Annotated in this window: 20 protein-coding genes and 2 pseudogenes; 15 read left to right on the top strand and 7 right to left on the bottom strand. The window is 52.4% G+C overall.

Annotation, left to right across the window (positions count from 1 at the left end):
- Positions 1 to 7 precede the first annotated feature (7 nt).
- The 4 genes from silA (at position 8) to HWQ15_RS06815 (ending at position 6,493) form a co-directional block, all read left to right on the top strand.
- Positions 8 to 3,154 (top strand): Cu(+)/Ag(+) efflux RND transporter permease subunit SilA, encoded by a 3,147-nt coding sequence (gene silA, locus HWQ15_RS06830; protein WP_000574029.1) that lies wholly within the window; start codon positions 8 to 10, stop codon positions 3,152 to 3,154.
- Positions 3,155 to 3,240: 86 nt separating this feature from the next.
- A complete protein-coding gene (locus tag HWQ15_RS06825; RefSeq protein ID WP_000758228.1) occupies positions 3,241 to 3,681 on the top strand; it encodes a DUF411 domain-containing protein in 441 nt (146 codons plus the stop codon).
- Positions 3,682 to 3,807: 126 nt separating this feature from the next.
- A complete protein-coding gene (gene silP, locus HWQ15_RS06820; RefSeq protein WP_001353604.1) occupies positions 3,808 to 6,255 on the top strand; it encodes an Ag(+)-translocating P-type ATPase SilP in 2,448 nt (815 codons plus the stop codon).
- Between the two features lie 40 nt (positions 6,256 to 6,295).
- The gene (locus HWQ15_RS06815; RefSeq protein WP_000843494.1) at positions 6,296 to 6,493 is read left to right on the top strand and encodes a DUF2933 domain-containing protein; all 198 of its coding nucleotides are present in this window, start codon (positions 6,296 to 6,298) and stop codon (positions 6,491 to 6,493) included.
- Positions 6,494 to 6,526: 33 nt separating this feature from the next.
- Here HWQ15_RS06815 and HWQ15_RS06810 read toward each other — a convergent pair whose 3' ends face one another.
- Complete coding sequence (locus HWQ15_RS06810; RefSeq protein WP_000287501.1) at positions 6,527 to 7,264, bottom strand: peptidoglycan DD-metalloendopeptidase family protein; 738 nt, start codon at positions 7,262 to 7,264, stop codon at positions 6,527 to 6,529.
- A gap of 288 nt (positions 7,265 to 7,552) precedes the next feature.
- Positions 7,553 to 8,002, bottom strand: a complete 450-nt coding sequence (locus HWQ15_RS06805) for a copper resistance protein (protein WP_001023257.1) — start codon at positions 8,000 to 8,002, stop codon at positions 7,553 to 7,555.
- A gap of 234 nt (positions 8,003 to 8,236) precedes the next feature.
- On the opposite strand from HWQ15_RS06805, the pseudogene HWQ15_RS06800 reads away from it, so the two are divergent.
- The 9 genes and pseudogenes from HWQ15_RS06800 to pcoE form a co-directional block, all read left to right on the top strand.
- Positions 8,237 to 8,434: pseudogene (locus HWQ15_RS06800) on the top strand (twin-arginine translocation signal domain-containing protein); the annotation flags it as partial.
- Positions 8,435 to 8,496: 62 nt separating this feature from the next.
- Positions 8,497 to 9,477 carry an IS5-like element ISEc68 family transposase gene (locus HWQ15_RS06795; protein ID WP_000082736.1) on the top strand — a complete coding sequence of 327 codons (981 nt, stop codon included), beginning with the start codon at positions 8,497 to 8,499 and terminating at the stop codon, positions 9,475 to 9,477.
- A 149-nt stretch (positions 9,478 to 9,626) separates the two neighbouring features.
- Positions 9,627 to 11,255, top strand: a pseudogene (pcoA, locus tag HWQ15_RS06790) (multicopper oxidase PcoA); the annotation flags it as partial.
- A 5-nt stretch (positions 11,256 to 11,260) separates the two neighbouring features.
- Complete coding sequence (gene pcoB, locus HWQ15_RS06785) at positions 11,261 to 12,151, top strand: copper resistance outer membrane transporter PcoB (protein WP_001378118.1); 891 nt, start codon at positions 11,261 to 11,263, stop codon at positions 12,149 to 12,151.
- Between the two features lie 39 nt (positions 12,152 to 12,190).
- Positions 12,191 to 12,571 (top strand): copper resistance system metallochaperone PcoC, encoded by a 381-nt coding sequence (pcoC, locus tag HWQ15_RS06780; RefSeq protein ID WP_000025662.1) that lies wholly within the window; start codon positions 12,191 to 12,193, stop codon positions 12,569 to 12,571.
- A gap of 55 nt (positions 12,572 to 12,626) precedes the next feature.
- Complete coding sequence (gene pcoD, locus HWQ15_RS06775; protein WP_229692861.1) at positions 12,627 to 13,505, top strand: copper resistance inner membrane protein PcoD; 879 nt, start codon at positions 12,627 to 12,629, stop codon at positions 13,503 to 13,505.
- A gap of 54 nt (positions 13,506 to 13,559) precedes the next feature.
- The gene (gene pcoR, locus HWQ15_RS06770; RefSeq protein ID WP_001188930.1) at positions 13,560 to 14,240 is read left to right on the top strand and encodes a copper response regulator transcription factor PcoR; all 681 of its coding nucleotides are present in this window, start codon (positions 13,560 to 13,562) and stop codon (positions 14,238 to 14,240) included.
- Positions 14,237 to 15,637: a copper resistance membrane spanning protein PcoS gene (pcoS, locus tag HWQ15_RS06765; protein WP_001211180.1), complete on the top strand. Its 1,401-nt coding sequence runs from the start codon at positions 14,237 to 14,239 to the stop codon at positions 15,635 to 15,637. The genes pcoR and pcoS overlap by 4 nt, the downstream gene beginning before the upstream one ends.
- Before the next feature lie 217 nt (positions 15,638 to 15,854).
- A complete protein-coding gene (pcoE, locus tag HWQ15_RS06760; RefSeq protein WP_000723069.1) occupies positions 15,855 to 16,289 on the top strand; it encodes a copper resistance system metallochaperone PcoE in 435 nt (144 codons plus the stop codon).
- A gap of 368 nt (positions 16,290 to 16,657) precedes the next feature.
- Here the strand turns inward: pcoE and HWQ15_RS06755 are convergent, their stop codons facing one another.
- Together HWQ15_RS06755 and HWQ15_RS06750 are read right to left on the bottom strand one after the other, a co-directional pair.
- On the bottom strand, positions 16,658 to 17,602 hold the full coding sequence (locus tag HWQ15_RS06755; RefSeq protein ID WP_063149268.1) for a hydroxyacid dehydrogenase: 945 nt from the start codon (positions 17,600 to 17,602) through the stop codon (positions 16,658 to 16,660).
- Positions 17,602 to 18,294: an RraA family protein gene (locus tag HWQ15_RS06750; protein ID WP_063146809.1), complete on the bottom strand. Its 693-nt coding sequence runs from the start codon at positions 18,292 to 18,294 to the stop codon at positions 17,602 to 17,604. The genes HWQ15_RS06755 and HWQ15_RS06750 overlap by 1 nt, the downstream gene beginning before the upstream one ends.
- A 169-nt stretch (positions 18,295 to 18,463) precedes the next feature.
- On the opposite strand from HWQ15_RS06750, the gene HWQ15_RS06745 reads away from it, so the two are divergent.
- Positions 18,464 to 19,201, top strand: a complete 738-nt coding sequence (locus HWQ15_RS06745) for an IclR family transcriptional regulator (protein WP_032674096.1) — start codon at positions 18,464 to 18,466, stop codon at positions 19,199 to 19,201.
- A gap of 36 nt (positions 19,202 to 19,237) precedes the next feature.
- On the opposite strand, the gene HWQ15_RS06740 is transcribed toward HWQ15_RS06745, so the two are convergent.
- A complete protein-coding gene (locus tag HWQ15_RS06740) occupies positions 19,238 to 20,515 on the bottom strand; it encodes an MFS transporter (protein WP_063216070.1) in 1,278 nt (425 codons plus the stop codon).
- 384 nt (positions 20,516 to 20,899) lie between these two features.
- Here HWQ15_RS06740 and HWQ15_RS06735 point away from each other — a divergent pair, with 384 nt between their 5' ends.
- Positions 20,900 to 21,925: a TerC/Alx family metal homeostasis membrane protein gene (locus HWQ15_RS06735; protein ID WP_063149270.1), complete on the top strand. Its 1,026-nt coding sequence runs from the start codon at positions 20,900 to 20,902 to the stop codon at positions 21,923 to 21,925.
- 60 nt (positions 21,926 to 21,985) lie between these two features.
- Here HWQ15_RS06735 and HWQ15_RS06730 read toward each other — a convergent pair whose 3' ends face one another.
- Both HWQ15_RS06730 and HWQ15_RS06725 read right to left on the bottom strand, forming a co-directional pair.
- On the bottom strand, positions 21,986 to 22,648 hold the full coding sequence (locus HWQ15_RS06730) for an HAD family hydrolase (RefSeq protein ID WP_022649697.1): 663 nt from the start codon (positions 22,646 to 22,648) through the stop codon (positions 21,986 to 21,988).
- Between the two features lie 106 nt (positions 22,649 to 22,754).
- On the bottom strand, positions 22,755 to 23,549 hold the full coding sequence (locus HWQ15_RS06725; RefSeq protein WP_022649696.1) for an SDR family NAD(P)-dependent oxidoreductase: 795 nt from the start codon (positions 23,547 to 23,549) through the stop codon (positions 22,755 to 22,757).
- Positions 23,550 to 23,552: the final 3 nt, after the last annotated feature.

Raw genomic sequence — 23,552 nt, 5'->3', positions numbered from 1 at the left:
GACGACGATGATTGAATGGATTATCCGGCGCTCTGTCGCCAACCGTTTCCTGGTCATGATGGGGGCCCTGTTTCTCAGCATCTGGGGCACATGGACGATTATTAACACGCCTGTCGATGCCTTGCCTGACCTGTCAGATGTGCAGGTCATTATCAAAACCAGCTATCCCGGCCAGGCCCCGCAGATTGTAGAAAACCAGGTCACCTATCCACTTACCACCACCATGCTGTCCGTGCCTGGCGCAAAAACCGTGCGTGGTTTTTCACAGTTCGGTGATTCGTATGTGTATGTCATTTTTGAAGACGGCACCGATCTGTACTGGGCCCGTTCCCGCGTGCTGGAGTACCTGAACCAGGTACAGGGAAAACTGCCCGCCGGTGTGAGTTCTGAAATCGGTCCGGACGCCACGGGGGTGGGCTGGATATTTGAATATGCCCTTGTCGATCGCAGCGGAAAACACGACCTTTCAGAACTGCGTTCTCTGCAGGACTGGTTCCTGAAATTTGAGCTGAAAACCATCCCGAACGTGGCTGAGGTCGCTTCGGTTGGCGGCGTGGTGAAACAGTACCAGATTCAGGTCAATCCGGTAAAATTGTCTCAGTATGGTATCAGCCTGCCCGAAGTGAAACAGGCCCTTGAATCGTCTAACCAGGAGGCCGGTGGCTCATCCGTTGAAATGGCCGAAGCTGAGTATATGGTCCGTGCCAGCGGTTATCTTCAGAGCATTGATGATTTTAATAACATCGTCCTGAAAACAGGCGAGAACGGCGTGCCGGTTTATCTGCGGGATGTTGCCCGCGTGCAGACCGGGCCTGAAATGCGGCGTGGTATTGCCGAGCTGAACGGCCAGGGCGAAGTCGCTGGCGGCGTGGTGATCCTGCGGTCGGGTAAAAATGCACGCGACGTTATCACGGCAGTGAGGGATAAACTTGAGACGCTGAAGGCCAGCCTGCCGGAAGGCGTTGAAATCGTGACCACCTACGATCGCAGCCAGCTCATCGACCGGGCGATTGATAACCTCAGTTCCAAACTTCTGGAAGAGTTTATCGTGGTGGCCATCGTCTGTGCCCTGTTCCTGTGGCACGTACGTTCTGCCCTGGTGGCGATTATCTCTCTGCCGCTTGGTCTGTGTATCGCCTTTATCGTCATGCACTTCCAGGGACTGAACGCCAATATCATGTCGCTGGGAGGGATAGCGATTGCCGTCGGTGCGATGGTGGATGCCGCCATTGTGATGATTGAGAATGCGCATAAGCGGCTTGAGGAGTGGGATCATCAGCATCCGGGTGAGCAGATTGACAACGCCACCCGCTGGAAGGTGATTACCGATGCCTCCGTTGAAGTGGGACCCGCACTGTTTATCAGCCTGCTGATCATCACCCTGTCCTTTATTCCTATCTTTACCCTGGAAGGTCAGGAAGGACGTCTGTTTGGCCCGCTGGCATTCACGAAAACGTACTCCATGGCGGGCGCGGCCGCGCTGGCCATCATCGTCATTCCGATTCTGATGGGATTCTGGATCCGGGGGAAAATTCCTGCAGAGACCAGTAACCCCCTGAACCGGGTACTGATCAAAGCGTATCATCCATTGCTGTTGCGGGTTCTCCACTGGCCAAAAACAACCCTGCTGGTTGCGGCCTTGTCCATTTTCACCGTTATCTGGCCGCTGAGCCAGGTGGGCGGTGAGTTTCTGCCGAAGATTAACGAGGGCGACCTGTTGTATATGCCGTCGACCCTGCCGGGTGTCTCTCCGGCTGAAGCTGCAGCGCTCCTGCAGACGACGGACAAGTTAATCAAAAGCGTTCCTGAAGTGGCCTCTGTATTTGGCAAGACCGGTAAAGCAGAGACCGCCACGGATTCCGCACCGCTCGAAATGGTTGAAACCACGATCCAGCTCAAACCTGAGGATCAGTGGCGTCCAGGCATGACGATTGACAAGATTATTGAAGAACTCGACAGGACCGTCCGTTTACCGGGGCTGGCAAACCTCTGGGTGCCGCCAATCCGTAACCGTATTGATATGCTCTCAACCGGGATCAAAAGCCCGATAGGTATCAAGGTGTCCGGAACGGTTCTGTCCGATATCGATGCAACGGCGCAGAGTATCGAAGCGGTCGCCAAAACCGTACCCGGCGTAGTGTCTGCTCTCGCAGAGCGACTGGAAGGCGGGCGCTACATTGATGTGGATATCAACCGGGAAAAAGCCTCCCGCTACGGAATGACGGTGGGCGATGTGCAGCTGTTCATCTCATCAGCCATCGGCGGCGCGACGGTAGGGGAAACGGTTGAAGGCGTGGCCCGGTACCCGATTAATATCCGCTATCCGCAGGATTACCGGAACAGCCCGCAGGCCCTGAAACAGATGCCGATCCTGACCCCGATGAAGCAGCAGATCACGCTGGGCGATGTTGCGGATATTAAGGTCGTTTCCGGGCCGACTATGCTGAAAACGGAAAATGCCCGTCCAGCCAGCTGGATTTACATTGACGCGCGCGGCAGGGATATGGTGTCGGTGGTTAATGACATTAAAACGGCGATCAGTCAGAAAGTGAAACTGAGACCGGGTACCAGCGTGTCATTCTCCGGACAGTTTGAACTGCTTGAGCATGCCAACAAGAAACTGAAGCTGATGGTGCCGATGACGGTGATGATCATCTTCATCCTGTTGTATCTGGCATTCCGCCGGGTTGATGAAGCCCTGCTGATCCTGATGAGCCTGCCGTTCGCCCTGGTTGGCGGGATATGGTTCCTGTACTGGCAGGGCTTCCATATGTCTGTCGCAACCGGAACGGGGTTTATCGCTCTGGCCGGGGTGGCAGCAGAGTTTGGCGTGGTCATGCTGATGTATCTGCGTCATGCCATTGAAGCGCACCCGGAATTGTCCCGTAAAGAGACGTTCACACCGGAAGGCCTTGATGAAGCCCTCTATCATGGTGCCGTACTGCGTGTCCGGCCGAAAGCCATGACCGTGGCGGTGATCATTGCGGGTCTGCTGCCAATACTCTGGGGAACCGGTGCAGGTTCAGAAGTCATGAGCCGTATCGCGGCACCCATGATTGGTGGGATGATCACGGCTCCGCTGCTGTCCCTGTTCATTATTCCTGCCGCCTACAAATTAATCTGGCTGCGCAGACATAAAAAAAGCGTGTCCTGAACCTGAAAGGGCACCCCCTGTGGGTGTCCTTCTTTACTGATTCACCCTGACGTCAGGGTTTAAATCGATAATATACAGAGGTGAGTATGAAAAAAGTGGTTCTGATGGCGCTGGCTCTCGGCCTTTCACTGCCCGCGATGGCGAGTGAAAAAGTGATTGATATGTACAAATCTGAAAACTGTGGCTGTTGTTCCCTGTGGGGCAAGGCGATGGAAAAAGACGGGTTTGAAGTACGAACTCACGTCATGAATGATCAGGCGCTGTCAGCCCTGAAAGAAAAGCATGCTATTCCTGCAGGACTGCGAAGTTGTCATACCGCGGTTGCCGGTAATTTGATCATTGAAGGCCATGTGCCTGCGACAACGATACATAAGGCAATGCAGTCTGGTTCAGGTATATACGGTCTCGCCACCCCCGGTATGCCAGCAGGAAGTCCTGGAATGGAGATGGGAGCCCGAAAAGAGGCTTACGATGTTATCGCATTCTCACCGGATGGAAGTAAAAAAGTCTTCCAGCGAATCGAATAGTCAGCGGAACGGCTGATAACGGGACGCCGGTAGCAGGCACTCCTGTGCCGGCGATATTCGTGGTAATCGCATCCATGACATACCCTGAAGACAGAAGATGCTTCGGTATGCATAAGGAGAGTTACTGTGAAAAATGACAATGCAGTGCAACACAACAACCAGACTGCTTCTGAGCAGACATTATCCCCGGACGAGGGCCACGTATTGCATAAGGTGAGAGATCCCGTGTGCGGGATGGCCATCCTGCCCGACAGGGCGCACAGCAGCATTCGATACCAGGACCATCAACTTTATTTCTGCTCCGCCAGCTGTGAGAGTAAATTTAAAGCCCATCCCGATCGTTATCTTACCGAAGATGCCAGTGAACATTCCCATCACCATCACCACGATCATCACGAAGTCAGCCCTGATCAGATAAAACAGCCTCACCACCAGGCGGAAAAAGAGAATTCTGAAGGTGTGTGGACATGTCCGATGCACCCGGAGATACGCCGCAGTGGTCCCGGAAGCTGTCCTGTCTGTGGAATGGCACTGGAGCCGCTCGTAGCTACGGCATCCACGGGGCCGAGTGATGAACTTCACGACATGACAAGACGCTTCTGGCTGGGGTTGTTGCTGGCGTTTCCGGTTCTGGTACTCGAAATGGGATCTCATCTGTTTCCCGAGTTGAGGAATACAGTACCGCCACAGTACAACACATGGCTGCAGCTGCTTCTGGCCTCCCCTGTCGTGTTGTGGTGTGGCTGGCCATTCTTCGCCCGGGCCGGAATGTCGTTACGTAACCGCTCCCTGAATATGTTTACCCTTGTTGCAATGGGGACCGGCGTAGCCTGGGTTTACAGCGTCATTGCAACCGTCTTCCCCTCCTGGTTTCCTGCATCGTTCAGAAACATGGATGGCCTGGTGGCCGTTTATTTTGAAGCCGCAGCAGTTATTACGGTGCTTGTTCTGCTGGGACAGGTTCTTGAGCTGCGGGCACGGGAACAAACCTCAGGCGCCATTACTGCGCTTCTGAACCTTGCCCCCAAAACCGCCAGACGGCTGGATCATGACGGTCATGAAACGGATATTAATGCGGAAGATGTCCTGCCTGGCGATAAGCTCCGCATCAGACCTGGAGAGAGTATTCCGGTCGACGGTATCGTGATCGAAGGCAAAACAACCGTTGATGAATCGATGGTGACCGGGGAATCTATGCCGGTTACCAAAACGGAGGGTGACCCTGTCATCGGGGGGACCATTAATCAGACAGGGAGTCTCATCATCCGTGCAGAGAAAGTCGGTGATGAAACAATGCTCTCACGAATTGTTCAGATGGTCGCTGATGCACAGCGTTCGCGTGCCCCCATCCAGAGAATGGCTGACAGCGTTTCAGGCTGGTTTGTTCCTCTGGTGATACTTATCGCGGTTGTTGCTTTCGTGATCTGGTCTGTCTGGGGGCCCGAGCCCAGGATGGCGCACGGTCTCATTGCGGCTGTGTCGGTCCTGATTATTGCCTGTCCCTGCGCGCTGGGGCTGGCCACGCCGATGTCGATAATGGTGGGGGTGGGCAAAGGAGCCCAGGCCGGGGTGTTAATCAGGAATGCCGAAGCCCTTGAGCGTCTTGAAAAAGTGGACACGCTGGTTGTCGACAAAACAGGCACGCTCACGGAAGGTTCGCCTACGGTGACAGGGATTATCAGTCTCAATCCGGGTGGGGAAACATCTCTTTTGCGTGTAACAGCCGCAGTGGAAAAAGGCTCGCAGCATCCGCTGGGTATGGCAGTAGTTAAAGCAGCACAGGAAAAGGGGATCGCAATACCCGCAGTCACTCATTTCGATGCACCGTCGGGTAAAGGTGTCTCAGGCGATGTCGAAGGTCAACGGGTTGTTATTGGTAATGAACTGGCTATGCAGGAAAACAGTATAGTTATTGATAATCAAAAGGCCGTTGCGGATACGTTGCGGATGGAAGGCGCTACCGTTATCTATGTGGCCACAGACGGGGACCTTGCAGGCCTGATAGCTATCTCGGATCCCGTGAAAACAACCACGCCGGATGCGCTTAAAGCTTTGCGTCAGGCGGGGATCCGCATCGTTATGCTCACCGGGGATAACCAGCTTACTGCTGAAGCAGTCGCACGGAAACTGGGAATAGATGAGGTTGAAGCCGGAATTCTGCCGGATGGCAAAAAAGCAGTGATAACCCGACTGAAAGAGTCTGGCCATGTGGTTGCGATGGCCGGAGACGGTGTGAATGATGCCCCGGCGCTGGCAGCGGCTGACGTGGGTATAGCCATGGGAACGGGTACAGATGTGGCAATTGAAAGTGCCGGAGTCACCCTTCTCAAAGGCGACTTGATGATACTGAACAGGGCCCGTCATCTGTCAGAGATCACCATGAAAAATATCCGTCAGAATCTGTTTTTTGCATTTATCTACAACGCACTTGGCGTGCCTGTGGCTGCAGGTCTGCTTTATCCTGTGTATGGAATACTGCTGTCGCCAGTTATTGCGGCGGCGGCCATGGCTCTTTCCTCCGTCAGCGTCATTGTGAATGCGTTGCGTCTGAAAAGTGTCAGGCTCGGGAAATAACACTGAGTGAAGGGTCAGTTACGAACAGAAGGAGTCCAGTATGAAAAGTACCACCTATGCGCTTATTGCTGTCGCCGCGATCGCGGCATTTGCCCTCCTGCGCGAACACTGGTCACATGTGGCAGGTTACTGGCCATATCTGTTATTGCTGGTCTGCCCGCTAATGCATCTTTTCCACGGCCACGGAGGGCATGGAGATCATCAACATCACGGAAGTGAAAACGATAAAAAAAATTAATCCGGCAGACGGGGCCGCGTCGCGGTCCCGTTATCAGTCCAGGTATCGTTCGTAGTCTCTGGCATGCGCAAAGGCATGCTGTTCGAGTTTGTTATCAGCGGGTGCCGCTGCCCGGAACGCCAGAGAGTTAACAGGGTTGTTATTGATGACCAGCTCGTAATGCAGATGAGGACCGGATGAACGTCCGCTGTTACCGGATAACGCAATAGCACCTCCCCGTGTAACCCTGGCCCCTTTAGTAACGAGTATTTTATTGAGGTGGAGATAGCGAGTTTTAACACCGGCTTTTCCCGTTACTTCAACAAAATATCCCATGGTACTGTTGTATTCGGCCCGGGTGATTTTTCCGTCGATGACGCTGACTATTTTCGTGTTCATGGGCATGGAATAATCAATGCCATTATGGGGACTCACTTTTCCCGATACCGGGTTAAGTCTTGCAGGATTGAAAGGCGAACTGAGTCTTGCTGTGGCCGGTAACGGATAATCGAGACTGCCTTTCCCGGAAGTATCGGAAAGGTTATAGAACTTTTTATCTGATATACGATACGCCGTGTAATTAAATGAACCGGACGTAAATTTATAGGCCACGACACGTGATTTTCCCGCTTTCTTTTGCAGTACGAGTTTTAATGATTCATTTTTTTTCAAATGCCGCAGATTAAACCGGGAAGGCAAGGAGCGCTGAAGAGTAGCGATCTCGTTCGATTCCAGCCCCGAGCGGGTGGCTGAAAGGTAGGCATTTTCTTTTACGACATCGGTAGAATACATTTACTGGAATTCGCCGTTAGCATGAACACTGCGGCGTATGCTAGGGGTTTTCAGGAGGCGTGTCATCTGTCAGTTAATCGGGAGCACCGTTGATGGTCGTCATTTTTGTAACATATCTTGTTTCCCGTTTGCTCCTGAAGCTCTGGGAACTGTATGACCAGCCCGACGGTGATGATTAACGGGACTGAAACAGGTTACGGCAGAGCAATATGGGGCTCATGTCCTGCTACGTAACCCGTCAGTAAAGCCCTGCTGCGCACCTGACGCTAAGCACTAACCCGCCTGCAGTTACCTGGTCGAATACAGCCCGCGAAGCTTTCTTGCCTGCGTCTGATGTGCTTCCGCACCGGCATTATTGACCTGCTCATGCACGAGAGCGGCTTTTTCTCCGGCATTCAGTTCGTTAAAAGAAGAAGACGAGGTCTTTGAATTTGCATCACTGCCGGACAGCATTTTTTTATGTTCCTCAATCATTTTCTGATGCGCATAGGACGCGCTGTTGTTCATAAATGAATGAGCAACAATGGCCCTTTCATGTTCATTCATTTCAGAGAATGAGGGCGTGTTGTTTTTATTAACCCTGTCCGGTAAGTTTTCATGCGTCGAGGAATTCACATGACTGACGGCTGAGGCATTATTAACAAATCGATGTGCTTCATGGGCAATATCACTGGACTGAGCAAAAGCTGCCCCACAAAATAAAGCTGTAAACGCAGTGGTCGTGATTAATATATTCATGTGTAATTACCTTCTGAGGTACATAAAAGATGTCCTTATGATCATATATAAAAATAATCAACCTGTGGGGAAGATGACGTAAATGTAATACAGCTATGTACATTACACGATTGTAATGAATTTGTTTCTTAAGGTGTGCTAGATTCATTTCATTGTAAGTGGATGAACCAGTAATTTAATTTAAATCGGTTCTCGAATTCTGTCAGTAACCATACTTTAAATAAGGGAATGCGCATGCTGTTGAAAACGTCTCGACGAACTTTCCTGAAGGGGTTAACCCTCTCTGGCGTAGCCGGAAGTCTTGGCGTATGGAGTTTCAATGCGCGTTCCAGTCTGAGCCTGCCAGTTGCCGCATCCCTGCAGGGTACTCAGTTTGACCTGACCATTGGTGAAACGGCCGTCAATATCACGGGCAGTGAGCGTCAGGGAAGGTGCGAATAAGTCCGAGATGTGAGATCATCGTGTTGTAACCTGAACCCAGAATGAGTAACCGGATGAGCCAGCAACTGACTTTTGCCGACAGTGAGTTTTCCAGTAAACGCCGCCAGACCCGCAAAGAAGTTTTCCTTGGCAGAATGGATGACTTGCTTCCCTGGGACAAATTACTTGGCGTTATCGAGCCTGTGTATCCCAAGGCCGGTAATGGTCGCAGGCCCTATCCGCTGGAAACCATGCTGCGTATTCACTGCATGCAGCAATGGTACAACCTGAGCGATGAGGCCATGGAAGATGCCCTCTATGAAATCGCCTCCATGCGCCAATTTGCTCGCCTGTCACTGGATAAAGCCATTCCAGACCGCACTACCATCATGAATTTCCGGCATTTGCTGGAGCAGCATGAACTGGCCCGCAAAATCTTCAGTACCGTTAATCACTGGCTAGCAGAGTGTGGCGTTCTAATGACCCAGGGCACCTTGGTGGATGCCACCATCATTCAAGCCCCCAGCTCTACCAAAAACAAACACAACAGCCGTGATGAAGACATGCACCAGACCAAGAAAGGTAACCAGTGGTACTTCGGCATGAAAGCGCACATTGGCGTGGACGCCAAAAGTGGCCTGACCCACAGTCTGGTGACCACGGCGGCTAACGAGCACGACCTCAATCAGGTTGGCAAGTTACTGCATGGCGATGAAGAATTTATCTCAGCCGATGCTGGTTATCAGGGGGCCGAAAAGCGCGATGAGCTCAGCGATGTCAGCGCAGACTGGCTTATCGCCAAGCGTCCCGGCAAAGTGAATGCATTGAAGCAACACCCGCGCAAGAACAAGCTGGCCATCCGTTACGAATACCTGAAAGCGAGTATCCGAGCGAAGGTTGAGCATCCATTTCGGATAGTAAAATGTCAGTTTGGTTTCGTCAAAGCCAGGTACAAGGGGCTGGCTAAAAATGACAGTCAACTGGCGATGTTATTCACCCTGGCGAACCTGGTTCGAGTTGACCAATTGATACGGGCACAGGCGAGATCTACCTGAAATGAGGAAATTGGCCTGAAACAGGGCCAAAATCAGCCACGAAGAGACGATTTTGGGCTGAAAATTGGAAAATTGAGCCACAGGACGTCGATAAAGGACGGTTTGGGGCGTCATATCGGGAGCTGCGGACCACTTAATCGCAACTTCCTCAGGCCAAAACAATCAATGGAGGCCTGCCGGGGCCCGTTCTTCGCTGGAAAGAAGGTGACACCATTACCCTGAAGGTCAAAAACCGTCTTAATGAACAGACGTCCATTCACTGGCACGGCATTATTCTTCCGGCCAATATGGATGGTGTTCCGGGGCTGAGTTTTATGGGCATAGAGCCTGATGATACCTACGTTTACACCTTTAAGGTTAAGCAGAACGGGACTTACTGGTACCACAGCCATTCCGGTCTGCAGGAACAGGAGGGGGTATACGGTGCCATTATCATCGATGCCGGGGAGCCAGAACCGTTTACTTACGATCGTGAGCATGTGGTCATGTTGTCTGACTGGACCGATGAAAATCCTCACAGCCTGCTGAAAAAATTAAAAAAACAGTCGGATTACTACAATTTCAATAAACCAACCGTTGGCTCTTTTTTCCGCGACGTGAATACCAGGGGGCTGTCAGCCACCATTGCCGATCGGAAAATGTGGGCTGAAATGAAAATGAATCCGACTGACCTCGCGGATGTCAGTGGCTACACCTACACCTATCTCATGAACGGGCAGGCCCCGCTGAAAAACTGGACCGGACTGTTCCGTCCCGGTGAAAAGATACGCTTACGGTTTATCAACGGCTCGGCAATGACCTATTTCGATATCCGTATCCCCGGGCTGAAAATGACGGTCGTGGCTGCAGATGGCCAGTATGTAAACCCGGTTACCGTTGACGAATTCAGGATTGCCGTTGCCGAAACCTATGATGTCATTGTGGAGCCTCAGGGTGAGGCCTATACCATCTTCGCACAATCCATGGACAGGACCGGTTACGCTCGAGGGACACTGGCCACGAGAGAGGGGTTAAGTGCTGCCGTTCCCCCCCTCGATCCCCGTCCTCTGTTGACCATGGAAGATATGGGTATGGGGGGAATGGGACATGATATGGCAGGAATGGACCACAGCCAGATGGGAGGCATGGATAACAGCGGAGAGATGATGTCTATGGACGGTGCTGACCTTCCGGATAGCGGGACATCCTCCGCGCCCATGGATCACAGCAGCATGGCCGGTATGGATCATTCCCGGATGGCCGGAATGCCGGGTATGCAAAGTCATCCTGCGTCAGAAACGGATAACCCACTGGTTGATATGCAGGCGATGAGCGTCTCTCCGAAATTAAATGATCCGGGTATTGGTCTTCGAAATAACGGAAGAAAGGTTCTCACGTACGCGGATTTGAAAAGCCGCTTTGAGGATCCTGACGGACGTGAACCTGGCCGTACCATAGAACTGCATTTAACCGGCCACATGGAAAAGTTTGCCTGGTCATTTAACGGAATCAAGTTTTCAGATGCCGCACCGGTGCTGCTGAAATACGGTGAGCGGCTCAGGATCACGCTGATCAACGATACCATGATGACTCACCCCATTCACCTGCATGGTATGTGGAGCGATCTGGAAGATGAAAACGGTAATTTCATGGTTCGTAAACACACAATAGATGTTCCCCCTGGTACAAAACGCAGTTACAGAGTGACAGCAGATGCGCTTGGCCGCTGGGCGTATCACTGCCATTTGCTCTATCACATGGAAATGGGAATGTTTCGTGAAGTCCGGGTGGAGGAATGATGCGAATGAAGAGAAATTTGAAGGCCATACCTGTTCTGGTCGCCGGTTTGTTTACCTCACAGCTTTCTATTGCGGCGGGCTCCGTCTCTGCAGATCCCCACGCCGGGCACGACATGTCTGCCATGCAGATGCCAGCAGATGAGAATTTCACTGAGATGACGTCAATGGAGCCCATTGTAACTGAGAGCAGAACGCCAATTCCGCCTGTTACCGATGCCGACCGGAAGGCTGCATTCGGCAATTTACAGGGGCATGCGATTCACGACAGTGCGATTAATTATCTGGTTCTGCTGGATCAACTGGAATGGCAACGGTCGGATAACACCAACAATTTCAGCTGGAGTGTTAACAGCTGGATTGGAGGCGACACAGATCGGATTTGGCTAAAGAGTGAAGGTGAACGAAGCAATGGGGAAACGGAGGCGGCTGAAGCGCAGTTACTCTGGGGACATGCGGTTGGCCCATGGTGGGATTTGGTTGCGGGTGTCAGGCAGGATTTCAGACCTGCTTCTGCCCGGACCTGGGCTGCTGTCGGTTTTCAGGGGCTGGCACTCTATAATTTTGAGTCTGAAATTACGGGTTTTGTCAGTAATGGCGGAAAAGCAGCCCTTCGTCTGGGAGGAGAATACGACGTTTTACTGACTAACCGGCTCATACTCCAGCCATCCTATGAGGTGAATTTCTACAGTCAGGATGATGAATCGCGGGGTCGCGGCAGGGGACTGACTGACACAGAGCTGGGGCTCCGGCTGCGCTATGAAATACGCCGTGAGTTTGCACCCTATATAGGCGTTTCCTGGAATCAACTTTACGGGAAAACATCCGATATGGCGAAAAGAGAAGGTGAGAAAGACCATCAGGTAGTATTCCTGGCGGGAGCCAGAATCTGGTTTTAACGCACTGATATAAAACACTCAACTAAACAGGTAAATAAAATGTCGATTTTAAATAAAGCCATTCTTACAGGTGGCCTCGTTATGGGCGTTGCTTTCTCTGCTATGGCCCATCCGGAATTAAAAAGCTCTGTGCCACAGGCTGATTCAGCCGTAGCGGCCCCGGAAAAGATTCAGCTTAATTTCTCGGAAAATCTGACCGTGAAATTCTCAGGTGCAAAATTAACGATGACGGGTATGAAAGGCATGTCATCACATTCTCCGATGCCGGTCGCGGCAAAAGTGGCGCCAGGCGCTGACCCTAAATCGATGGTCATTATTCCGCGAGAGCCTTTACCCGCTGGCACTTATCGTGTTGACTGGCGCGCGGTTTCTTCAGATACGCACCCTATTACCGGTAATTACACCTTTACAGTGAAGTAATATTATGAACGACCTGATTATGATTGTTATTCGTTTTCTTCTTTATCTGGATTTGATGGTAATATTTGGATTGCCATTTTTTCAGATATATGGAATAAGCGGTGTCAGACATGAAACCTATAACCTGACTAATTTCAGGTCGTTTATAACTTTTGCTGTTGTTACAGGCATCATTCTTACTGGCATTAATATGCTCCTGGTATCTAATGCCATGAGTGGAGTAACTGACCTCAGAGAATTATCCATCCATGTTATCGAGATGGTGATAGAAGAAACTGATGTGGGTATTAGCTGGATTGTCAGGCTCTGTGCCCTGTTTACCACACTCGGTGCTTTGTTCCTTTACACTAATAAGAGAGTATTGTCCTGCCTGCTGATGACGATGAGTGGGGGCGTGGCGCTGGCTACACTTGCCTGGGGAGGACACGCCGTTATGCATGACGGTCTGCATTACTATCTCCATTTACTGAGCGATCTGACCCATCTCGGCGCTGCAGGTGCCTGGACAGGTGCTCTGGTTGCATTTGCTATCCTGCTGATGCGCAGAAACGAGCATAATGCACAGAGCGTCATTGTGATATCTGACTCCCTGGCAAAATTTGCCACGGCAGGAACGGTGATTGTTGTAGCCCTGATCCTGAGTGCGCTGGTCAACTATCTGTATATTGCTGAGGGTAACTTAACTCCCTTATTCAACAGTTCCTGGGGGAGGATATTGCTTGCCAAGACGGCTCTGTTTGTTCTGATGCTTCTTCTGGCTGCAGCAAACCGGTTTCACCTGGGTCCCCGGCTTGAAGTTATGGTCAGGGAAGGGAATTATGATCGCAGCGTTGCCCTGATGCGAAACAGCATCCTGACAGAATTCGTTGTTGCGATTATCATTCTGGGCGCCGTAGCGTGGCTCGGAATGCTTGCTCCGTCTCAGGTCAGCTAGGGGACAGCCAAAGCTCATGCGTGAGATTTTTACTTTCATATCAGCGAGTTGACCATGCAGCGTATTTTAATCGTTGAAGACGAACAAAAAACAGGTCGTTACCTGCAGCAGGGACTGGTTGAGGAAGGCTATCAGGCCGATCTCTTTAATAATGGCCGCGATGGTCTCGGGGCCGCGTCGAAGGGACAGTATGATTTGATAATACTGGACGTGATGCTGCCTTTCCTCGACGGGTGGCAAATCATCAGCGCACTGAGGGAGTCCGGGCACGAAGAACCGGTCCTGTTTTTAACCGCAAAGGACAACGTGCGGGACAAAGTGAAAGGACTGGAGCTTGGCGCAGATGACTACCTGATTAAGCCCTTTGATTTTACGGAGCTGGTTGCACGTGTAAGAACCCTACTGCGCCGGGCACGCTCGCAGGCCGCAACAGTCTGCACCATCGCCGATATGACCGTTGATATGGTGCGCCGGACCGTGATCCGTTCGGGGAAGAAGATCCATCTCACCGGTAAAGAATACGTTCTGCTTGAGTTGCTGCTGCAACGCACCGGAGAAGTGTTACCCAGGAGTCTTATCTCGTCCCTGGTCTGGAACATGAATTTTGACAGTGATACGAATGTGATTGATGTCGCCGTGAGACGTCTGAGAAGTAAAATTGATGATGACTTTGAGCCAAAACTGATCCATACCGTTCGCGGTGCCGGATATGTCCTGGAGATCAGAGAAGAGTGAGGTTCAAAATTTCCCTGACCACACGCCTGAGCCTGATTTTTTCTGCGGTGATGCTTACGGTATGGTGGTTATCAAGTTTTATCCTGATTAGCACCCTTAATGGCTATTTCGATAATCAGGACCGCGATTTTCTGACAGGTAAACTTCAGCTCACCGAAGAGTTTCTTAAAACAGAGACGTTCAGGAACAAAACGGATATTAAGTCATTATCAGAAAAAATAAACGATGCGATGGTGGGGCACAATGGCTTATTCATTTCTATAAAAAACATGGAAAATGAAAAAATTGTTGAACTCTATGCCAAAAATTCTGTTGTTCCAGCGGTCCTGCTTAATAAGTCGGGTGATATTCTCGACTATATGATCCAGACGGAAGAAAATAACACCGTGTACCGCAGTATCTCGCGGCGGGTTGCCGTGACGCCGGAACAGGGTAAAAGCAAACATGTCATCATTACGGTTGCCACGGATACTGGGTATCACACCCTGTTTATGGACAAACTCAGTACCTGGCTGTTCTGGTTCAATATCGGTCTGGTCTTTATTTCTGTTTTTCTGGGCTGGCTGACCACACGTATTGGTCTGAAACCGCTACGGGAAATGACCAGTCTGGCTTCCTCCATGACCGTACACAGCCTGGATCAGCGTCTAAATCCCGATCTGGCTCCGCCGGAAATCTCTGAGACCATGCAGGAGTTCAATAATATGTTTGATCGCCTGGAGGGGGCATTCCGGAAACTGTCAGATTTCTCGTCTGACATCGCGCATGAGCTGCGCACACCAGTCAGTAATCTGATGATGCAGACGCAGTTTGCACTGGCTAAGGAAAGGGATGTTTCGCATTACCGCGAAATTTTATTCGCTAACCTGGAAGAACTGAAAAGGTTGTCACGAATGACCAGTGACATGCTTTTTCTGGCACGTTCAGAGCATGGTCTGCTGCGGCTGGATAAACATGATGTGGATCTGGCAGCCGAACTGAATGAATTACGTGAGTTGTTCGAGCCCCTGGCAGACGAAACAGGAAAGACAATCACGGTTGAAGGAGAGGGCGTTGTTGCCGGAGACAGCGATATGCTCCGACGTGCTTTCAGTAACCTGCTTTCCAATGCAATCAAGTATTCTCCCGATAACACCTGTACAGCGATACACCTTGAGCGTGACAGTGACTGTGTGAACGTGATGATTACGAATACGATGTCCGGCCAGGTTCCCGCTAATCTGGAACGTTTGTTTGACCGGTTCTATCGCGCAGACTCATCAAGGTTCTACAACACGGAAGGCGCGGGGCTGGGATTATCAATTACAAGGTCGATCATTCATGCTCACGGCGGCGAGCTGTCAGCAGAACAGCAGGGGCGTGAAATTGTGTTCAAAGTGCGCCTGTTAATGGATTAATCCCGTTGTTCAGGAGAAACCTGGAAGGTGACAAAATTGTCATCATTCAGTCACGCGATAAACAGAGGCGGTTTTTTATAATTATTCATAAATCAGGAGCAGCGTGATAACACAATCACCTGGTTCCTGGAGTGATGATTAACCCGCCCTGAGATCAACTGCTTTCTCTGTTATAAGCCATTGATTGTTTGGGTATGTAAACACCGGAGACCCAACCATGAAAAAGATTCTCGTATCATTTGTTGCCATTATGGCTGCCGCTTCATCTGCCATGGCTGCAGAGACAATGAACATGCATGACCAGGTAAATAATGCACAGGCACCTGCCCACCAGATGCAGTCATCTGCTGAAAAAAGTGCAATTCAGGGAGACAGCATGACAATGATGGATATGAGCAGTCACGATCAGGCCGCAATGTCCCATGACATGATGCAAAACAGCAATTCTGCTGCCCACCAGGACATGGCTGAAATGCATAAAAAAATGATGAAAGCTAAACCCGGAGCTACCAACGAAACAGCAAAGTCATTTTCTGAAATGAGCGAGCATGAGAAGGCCGCAGCTGTACATGAGAAGGCGAATAATGGTCAGTCTTCCGTTGTTCACCAGCAGCAGGCTGATAAGCATCGCAGTCAGATCACCCAGAATTAACCCGCAGCTCCACTTGTTAGACCCTCATTTGACGCCGAAGTCACTGGCTTACGCTCCCGTCCGGGAGCGTTTTTTTTCCCATATATCAAACTTTAACTCTGAAGAGGTGGAAGTATCTGACCAACACTGTCACGTAACGCCAGATAACTACAAAAACACCTTTTTCCTCCTGTAAATTGCAGTTCCTGCAAGAACATCAAGGCATAATGTTGGAACAGCGTGTGATACACACTTAGCATCATGTTTTGTATGTGTTTTTTTAAAACTTTACAACTTTAAAGTCTTTTTCAGGTTAAAGGATACAACTTTAATGTCTCTACACAGCTGAGGGTAAATGACAAGCGGGCGCGGTCATTCATCATTGCATTTCAGGGGCTGACGGCGACGTCAGTCAGGTATACAACGTCCAGAATATTGCTGGCGGCCACGGTTCCCATCTTGATGTATGACGCTGCGCTGACGCCGCCAATATGCGGCGAAATGATGACGTTATCGACGGTCTGCCACAGGTTCGGGGCGGTCAGTGGCTCGCTGGTAAAGCTGTCGAGTGCCGCGCTGTGCAAGGTTCCATCCTTCAGCGCGTGTAACAGGGCTTCATCGTTAACCAACCCGCCGCGCGCTGTGTTCACCAGAATCGCGTTACGTTTACAGTGCGCGAGCGTGTCTGCGTTGATCATTCCTCTGTTGTCGTCAGTGAGCGGACAATGCAATGAGATAACATCGGCACGGGATAAAAGGTCGGGTAAGGTGTTTGCCCGTTCACAACCAGAAGGCATCGTTTTAGCGTAAGGATCATACGCCACAATCTGCATGCCGAATGCCTGCCCCACCAGCGCAACCCGCGAGCCAATCGCCCCCAGACCGATAAGCCCCAGCGTCATGCCTTCCAGCTCGATAGATTTGTGCGTGGCTTTATCCCAGTGCCCGTCGCGCAGGCGTTTATCAAGGGTGACCACGGATTTGGCACAGGCAAGGATCAATGCCCAGGTATGTTCTGCAACCGCTGCCGCATTGGCACCGGGGGCGGAACGAACGGCGATATTACGCGCCGCTGCCGCTGGCTGGTCTATCACGTCAATGCCGCTTCCGTGTTTCGATATAACCTGTAATGCAGGGGCTGCATCCATGATCCTTGCGGTTATTTTGCCGTAACGCACCAGGATGGCCACAGGATTGTGCCGTTCGCACAGCGTAACCAGCTGATCTTCTGTGGGCTGGTGACCGGCATACACCACGTCAAAGTCTCGCAGCATGTTGACAGCCTGGTCCGCCAGGTCGCATCCCGTGACCAGTACAACGCGTTTGTCTTCCATTACAGCGTCTCCCCGTCAGATAACATGCCTGCCTTACGCAGCGCGTCGTTAAGCCAGTGTGGACGTAAATCGCCCTCACGAATAGCAGCAATACGTCGGGTCTCTGTTTCGAGTTTCCCTTTGGCCATGGCGATAACGGCCTGCACTTCATCACGCGGGATCACCACCACGCCGTCGATATCCGCGACCACCAGATCCCCGGCTCGTACCGTTGCACCAGCGATAGAGATGGGGTGATTAACCCGGCCAGGAATGGATTTTGTCGGGCCACAGGGGTTAAGACCGGCGGCGAAGACGGGGTAGTGCCCTTTACTCAGGGTATCGGCATCACGTACCGCCCCGTCAATGATGATGCCCGCAATACCGCTTGCCTGGGCCTGCGTCGCCATAATCTCACCGAGCAGCGCACAGGTCAGGTCGCCTTTCCCGTCAACAACCAACACATCGCCAGGCTGTGCTACGGCCATTGCGGCATGGATGGCCAGATTATCTCCCGGGCGCACCTCCACGGTGACTGCCGGGCCCGCAACGGCCATGTGAGGCGCGAGCGGTTTGATACGACCATGGAGTGTACCGCGGCGACCGGCAACATCCGCCAGAATGGCGGCCTGATACTCGGCAGCCTGGTGAACCTGTTCAGCCGATACGCGTTCGACCTGACGATTAATCAATGATTTTTCAGAAACGGACATATATGCCTCCATATTGTTTTACTGTGTACAATGCAGGTGTACAATACAAAACAACTATAGCGGTGTTACTTTCCCATTAGCCAGATCTGCGATGGCGTTTGTGATGTAAACACGAAGTGACTCACAAAAATTGAGGTACACTCACTGCCGAGCAGAAAAGGAGATGATGATGGGTAACGAAGGCGTTGTAGCGGTCGAAAAGGCGCTGGCTTTACTGGATTGCTTCCGTCCCGGCGATGAGAGCCTGACGCTGACCGCGCTGGCGCAGCTATCGGGTTATCACAAAACCACGGTTTACCGGTTAATGAATTCGCTTGAGCGAATGAACTATGTCGTCAGGCATGATGACGGCAATTATGCGCTTGGCCCACGTCTGCTTTACCTTGGCAAACTTTATGAACAATCTTTCCATCTTTCCCGGGTGGTGCAGCCTGAGCTTCAGGCGTTATCACAGGCCTCTCAGGAGAGCGCCAGCTGGTATGTGTTAGAAGGCGGGCAACGTCTGTGCCTGTTCCGGGCAGAAGCATCGCACGGGTTGCGTCACAGCAATCTGCCGGGTACTCAGTTTCCGCTGGACGATTCTGCCATCAGTAAAGTGCTTCGCCACTGGGGCCTTAATGACGCGCTGCCAGAGGGGGAGCCCGCTGTTCCGCTCTATACCGCAGGCGCCCGTGACCCGCATACTGCGGCGTTCGCAATGCCCGTCTTCGGCGTCAATGACAAGCTGATTGCGGCGCTGGCGTTGACCGGGCCCATCTCCAGACTGACTGAAGATCGCCGTGAACAGGGGATCAGCCAGCTAATGCATGCCACCGCCAGCCGCCTGTCACAGAAAATGGGGGCCAGTAAGCCTTTTTGCCAGCAGTTTTATGGGGAAACGCAGGATACTGCGGAAGAGAGTCTCTAAGCATAAAGCGGGACGTGCGTCCCGCTTTTGTTATGTCTAATGGGTGACCTGCTTTTCATGCAACTGAGCATTGCGGGCCTGGCGTCCCATCACCAATACCGCGATACCCCCCGTGACGCATAACGCCGCCAGAGGAAGCATGGCCAGCGTGTGGCTACCCGTCCGTTCGTTGATAATACCGTAAGCGTTGACCATCACCGCACCGCCGATAAGGTTAGCGATGGCGCCAATTGCAGCCAGGCCCGCAGCCGCCGACGTGCTGCTCATCCAGCCTGACGCCAGCGCCCAGAAAGGCCCCTTCATTGAATACGCCCCTATCAGCATGATGCTCAGGATAACAATGGTGGCGGAAAGAGAGACGCTGACAAAGGCGGCAAATACGCCTGCGGCAATAATGAAAAGGGTCAGAGCGGTATGCCAGCGGCGTTCGTTGGTTCGGTCCGAACTGCGTCCCCACACAATCATCAGTACGGATGCCAGACCGTAAGGAATGGCGTTGAACAGACCCGTCTCCAGATTATCAAGGTGGAACGATTTCAGCAGCTGCGGTGACCAGACGCTGATGGTGGTGCCCGCTGATGACGCGCCTGCGTAAATCAGCGCCAGCAGCCAGATTTGACGATGCCTGAGCAACTGCCATGTCGTCTGGTGTCCGATATTTTTTTGCTGTTGACGCTCGGTTTCAAGCGTCGTTTCCAGCCATTTTTTCTGTTCCGCGTTAAGCCAGTTAGCCTGGTGCTGACGATCGCGAAGAACAAACCAGGCGGCAATACCCAGCAGGACGGCGGGTAAACCTTCAATGATAAACAGCAGATGCCAGCCGCGCAGACCCAGCCATCCATCCAGCGACAGAATCAACCCGGACAGCGGCGAGCCAATAAAATTGGCCAGCGGGATCGCGACCATAAAGGACGCGATAATTCGCGCACGGTAGCGGGAAGGGATCCACCAGGTCAGAAAGAGTACGACGCCGGGGAAGAAGCCCGCCTCCGCGGCACCCAGCAGAAAACGCACGATATAAAGCGACGTCGTGTTTTGTACCAGTGCCATACACATGGATACCACCCCCCAGCTGATCATAATGCGGGGGATCCACAGACGTGCGCCAACTTTCTGCATTGCCAGATTGCTTGGAACTTCAAACAGAAAATACGCCACGAAATAGAGGCTACTGGCGAAGCCAAATGCCGCTTTGCTGAGACCGAGATCCTCATTCATCTGTAGCGAAGCCATGCCGATATTGCCGCGATCGATAATGGAGACCAGATAACTGACTATCAGAAACGGGAGGATACGCCAGATCACCTTGCGCATAGTCTCTCTTTCTATGTCCTCAGTGGCGGCAGTGCCATTACGAATATGTCTGTCATGTGTTCCTCGCAGGGTCTGTTCTTGGTTTTATCAGGTACAACTCGGTTTTATTAAACAAAACCACTATAGCGTCGGCGCCTTCTTTTTATCCAGTTAATGGAAGGTTTAAATGATGTAAATAAGACGTGACTCACAGTTAACGGGCTTTACCTCGTGAGCCTAAACGACAGATGCGCCACCCCCCGTTGTGAGGTAAAGTACACACCTTGCGCAGCCAAAGAGCTGCGGTTTTGTGGGGTATAGGCGAATAACACGCTCCCCCATTCTCACTTCTGGTTTACGCCAGCCTGCATGGTGTTGTGTTTTGTCTTCTTAAAAGGGTTGTCTATGTCTGCTGCTCATCTCGGTTTCCCGACGGAAACCGTTGTTGTCTTTGTGGTGATGGCCGTTGGGGCGATGTTTATCGACCTCTTCATGCACCGTCACGATAAACCGATCTCGCTGAAAAGCGCGGCCTTGTGGTCCATCTTCTGGGTCATGATGGCGATGGCGTTTGCTGGCTTCTTATACGTGCACCACGGCGCGGAGATGGCCAGTCTGTTCCTCACCGGCTATGCACTGGAAGAGGTGCTCTCCGTCGACAACCTGTTTGTGATGATGGCGATCTTCGCCTGGTTCGGCGTGCCGGATAAGTATCGTCACCGCGTGCTCTACTGGGGCGTGCTGGGGGCGATTGTGTTCCGCGGTATTTTTGTTGCCATCGGCACCAGCCTGCTAAGCCTGGGGCCATACGTTGAGGTGATTTTTGCGCTGGTCGTCGGCTGGACCGCGGTGATGATGCTGAAACGCAATGAAGAGAGTGATGAAGTCGAGGATTACTCCAACCATCTGGCGTACCGCCTGGTAAAACGCTTCTATCCGGTCTGGCCAAAAATCAGCAGCCACGCGTTTATCCTGACCCAAAAAGAGGTGGACGCCGAGCTGGAGAAGCCTGAAAACAAGGATGTGATGGTAGGTCGTGTGAAGAAGGCGAAGCGCTACGCGACGCCGCTGCTGCTCTGCGTGGCGGTGGTAGAGCTGTCCGACGTGATGTTCGCCTTCGACTCCGTTCCCGCGATCATTGCCGTCAGCCGCGAGCCGCTGATTATCTACAGCGCCATGATGTTCGCAATCCTCGGCCTGCGTACCCTCTACTTCGTGCTGGAAGCGCTGAAGCAGTATCTGGTGCATCTTGAGAAAGCGGTAGTGTTACTGCTGTTCTTCGTGGCGTTCAAGCTGGGGCTGAATGCGACCGATCACTTCTGGCATCACGGTTATAACATCGGTGCCACGGCAAGCCTGTTTGTGGTGCTGGGGGTACTGGCGCTGGGGATTATTGCGAGCGTGATGTTCCCGGGAAAACGTGAGACCTGATGTACTGCTTTTCTCCCTCTCCCTGTGGGAGAGGGCCGGGGTGAGGGCACCAGGCCGCACCTAACCCTTAATCGGTGAATTTCGGCGCTTGCGCGGATGATGGAAATGGCGCCAGTGCGGATCCTGCGCCGCCGCCAGCAGCTCGTGGTCGCCACGCGTGTCGCCCCAGGCGCGCAGGTGATATGCGTTCAGATCGCCATACACCTTTTCCAGCCTCGCCACTTTCTGCGCGCAGCGGCAGTTGTTACCGGTGATCCGCCCGGTCAGCTTGCCGTCTTTCACTTCCAGTTGCGTGCCAATCAGCTTAATGCCGAGCTTATCGGCCCACGGCTGCAATACCAGCGCCGGGGAGGCGGAGCAAATCGTCACTTCCGCACCGGAATTAACTTCGTTGGCGACAGCCATGACCCCTTCCGGGCGCATCAGCTTGTTCCAGTATTTTTCACAGAAGGCCTCTGCCTGCTGACGTAACCAGTGCTCATCCACCCCCGTCAGGAAGGTTTTGATCAACACCTCTTTCAGCTCATCACGCGTCAGCTTGCGACGCACGCAGTGCAGCGTAGGCAGGGCCATGCGCACCAGGCGACCCGCAAAGTAGCGCTTGCCAAAGGCAAAGCGCAGGAACGGAATAAAACTGTCGTGGTGCGTCAACGTACCATCAAAGTCAAAGACAGAGAGCACGCTGGACTTCGCCACGGCTTCGTCGGCAATCATATTGGTCATAAATACGTCTTAGCTGAAATACACATTCTGTTCACTAGTTTACCTGCTTTACCTTCACAGTCCTTCTATCCGATCTCATTTTTTCTCGAACCTGTGGGCTGACGGGTCAAACTATGTCATCCACCACGCCACCGTCAACGCGCAGCGCCGCGCCGGAAGTCGCGGAGGCCTGCATGGAACAGACATACACCACCATATTCGCCACTTCTTCTACCGTTGCGGCGCGCTGAATAACCGAGCTGGGGCGATTCTCCATCACGAACGCTTTCGCCAGCTGCTCCAGCGATTTGCCGGTTCTCTCCATCTCGTCTTTCATCATTGCGGCAAAACCGTCCGACATTGTCGGGCCCGGCAGCACGCTGTTCACCGTGACGCCGCTGCCTGCCACGAACTTCGCCAGACCGCGCGCCAGCGAGAGCTGGGCGGTTTTTGTCACGCCATAGTGGATCATATCCGCAGGAATATTGCAGGCCGATTCTGACGAGATAAACACTACCCGACCCCAGCCTTTTTGTACCATACCGGGCAGCAGGGCACGGGAGAGGCGCACGCCGGACATCACGTTGGTTTGCCAGTAGCGTTCCCAGGTCTCGTCGTCGGTGGAATAAAAATCCTGCTGGCCATAGATCCCGGCGTTATTCACCAGAATATCGACGTGCGTGGCGACCCTGAGTAGTTCGTCAACGCCCTCCTGCGAGCTCAGGTCGGCGATGGCGGCACGGACCTGTACGCCTGGCACCACCTGCTGGAGCGCCTGAATGCCTTTGTTCACCGAGTCGACGCTGCGCCCGTTGACGATCACTTCCGCACCGCTCTCCGCCAGTCCGCGGGCGATGGCAAACCCAATACCGCCGGTGGACGCGGTCACCAGCGCTACTTTCCCCGTTAAATCGATTTTCATCGT

This window comes from Enterobacter sp. DSM 30060, from assembly GCF_013375955.1.
Lineage (GTDB): Bacteria > Pseudomonadota > Gammaproteobacteria > Enterobacterales > Enterobacteriaceae > Enterobacter > Enterobacter intestinihominis.
This window is presented reverse-complemented; position numbering and strand designations above follow the sequence as displayed.

Coding starts and splice junctions, on each gene's coding strand:
- silA (WP_000574029.1), top strand. CDS start 8: ATGATTGAATGGATTATCCGGCGCTCTGTCGCCAACCGTTTCCTGGTC.
- HWQ15_RS06825 (WP_000758228.1), top strand. CDS start 3,241: ATGAAAAAAGTGGTTCTGATGGCGCTGGCTCTCGGCCTTTCACTGCCC.
- HWQ15_RS06815 (WP_000843494.1), top strand. CDS start 6,296: ATGAAAAGTACCACCTATGCGCTTATTGCTGTCGCCGCGATCGCGGCA.
- HWQ15_RS06810 (WP_000287501.1), bottom strand. CDS start 7,264: ATGTATTCTACCGATGTCGTAAAAGAAAATGCCTACCTTTCAGCCACC.
- HWQ15_RS06805 (WP_001023257.1), bottom strand. CDS start 8,002: ATGAATATATTAATCACGACCACTGCGTTTACAGCTTTATTTTGTGGG.
- HWQ15_RS06795 (WP_000082736.1), top strand. CDS start 8,497: ATGAGCCAGCAACTGACTTTTGCCGACAGTGAGTTTTCCAGTAAACGC.
- pcoB (WP_001378118.1), top strand. CDS start 11,261: ATGAAGAGAAATTTGAAGGCCATACCTGTTCTGGTCGCCGGTTTGTTT.
- pcoC (WP_000025662.1), top strand. CDS start 12,191: ATGTCGATTTTAAATAAAGCCATTCTTACAGGTGGCCTCGTTATGGGC.
- pcoD (WP_229692861.1), top strand. CDS start 12,627: ATGGTAATATTTGGATTGCCATTTTTTCAGATATATGGAATAAGCGGT.
- pcoR (WP_001188930.1), top strand. CDS start 13,560: ATGCAGCGTATTTTAATCGTTGAAGACGAACAAAAAACAGGTCGTTAC.
- pcoE (WP_000723069.1), top strand. CDS start 15,855: ATGAAAAAGATTCTCGTATCATTTGTTGCCATTATGGCTGCCGCTTCA.
- HWQ15_RS06755 (WP_063149268.1), bottom strand. CDS start 17,602: ATGGAAGACAAACGCGTTGTACTGGTCACGGGATGCGACCTGGCGGAC.
- HWQ15_RS06750 (WP_063146809.1), bottom strand. CDS start 18,294: ATGTCCGTTTCTGAAAAATCATTGATTAATCGTCAGGTCGAACGCGTA.
- HWQ15_RS06745 (WP_032674096.1), top strand. CDS start 18,464: ATGGGTAACGAAGGCGTTGTAGCGGTCGAAAAGGCGCTGGCTTTACTG.
- HWQ15_RS06740 (WP_063216070.1), bottom strand. CDS start 20,515: ATGCGCAAGGTGATCTGGCGTATCCTCCCGTTTCTGATAGTCAGTTAT.
- HWQ15_RS06735 (WP_063149270.1), top strand. CDS start 20,900: ATGTCTGCTGCTCATCTCGGTTTCCCGACGGAAACCGTTGTTGTCTTT.
- HWQ15_RS06730 (WP_022649697.1), bottom strand. CDS start 22,648: ATGACCAATATGATTGCCGACGAAGCCGTGGCGAAGTCCAGCGTGCTC.
- HWQ15_RS06725 (WP_022649696.1), bottom strand. CDS start 23,549: ATGAAAATCGATTTAACGGGGAAAGTAGCGCTGGTGACCGCGTCCACC.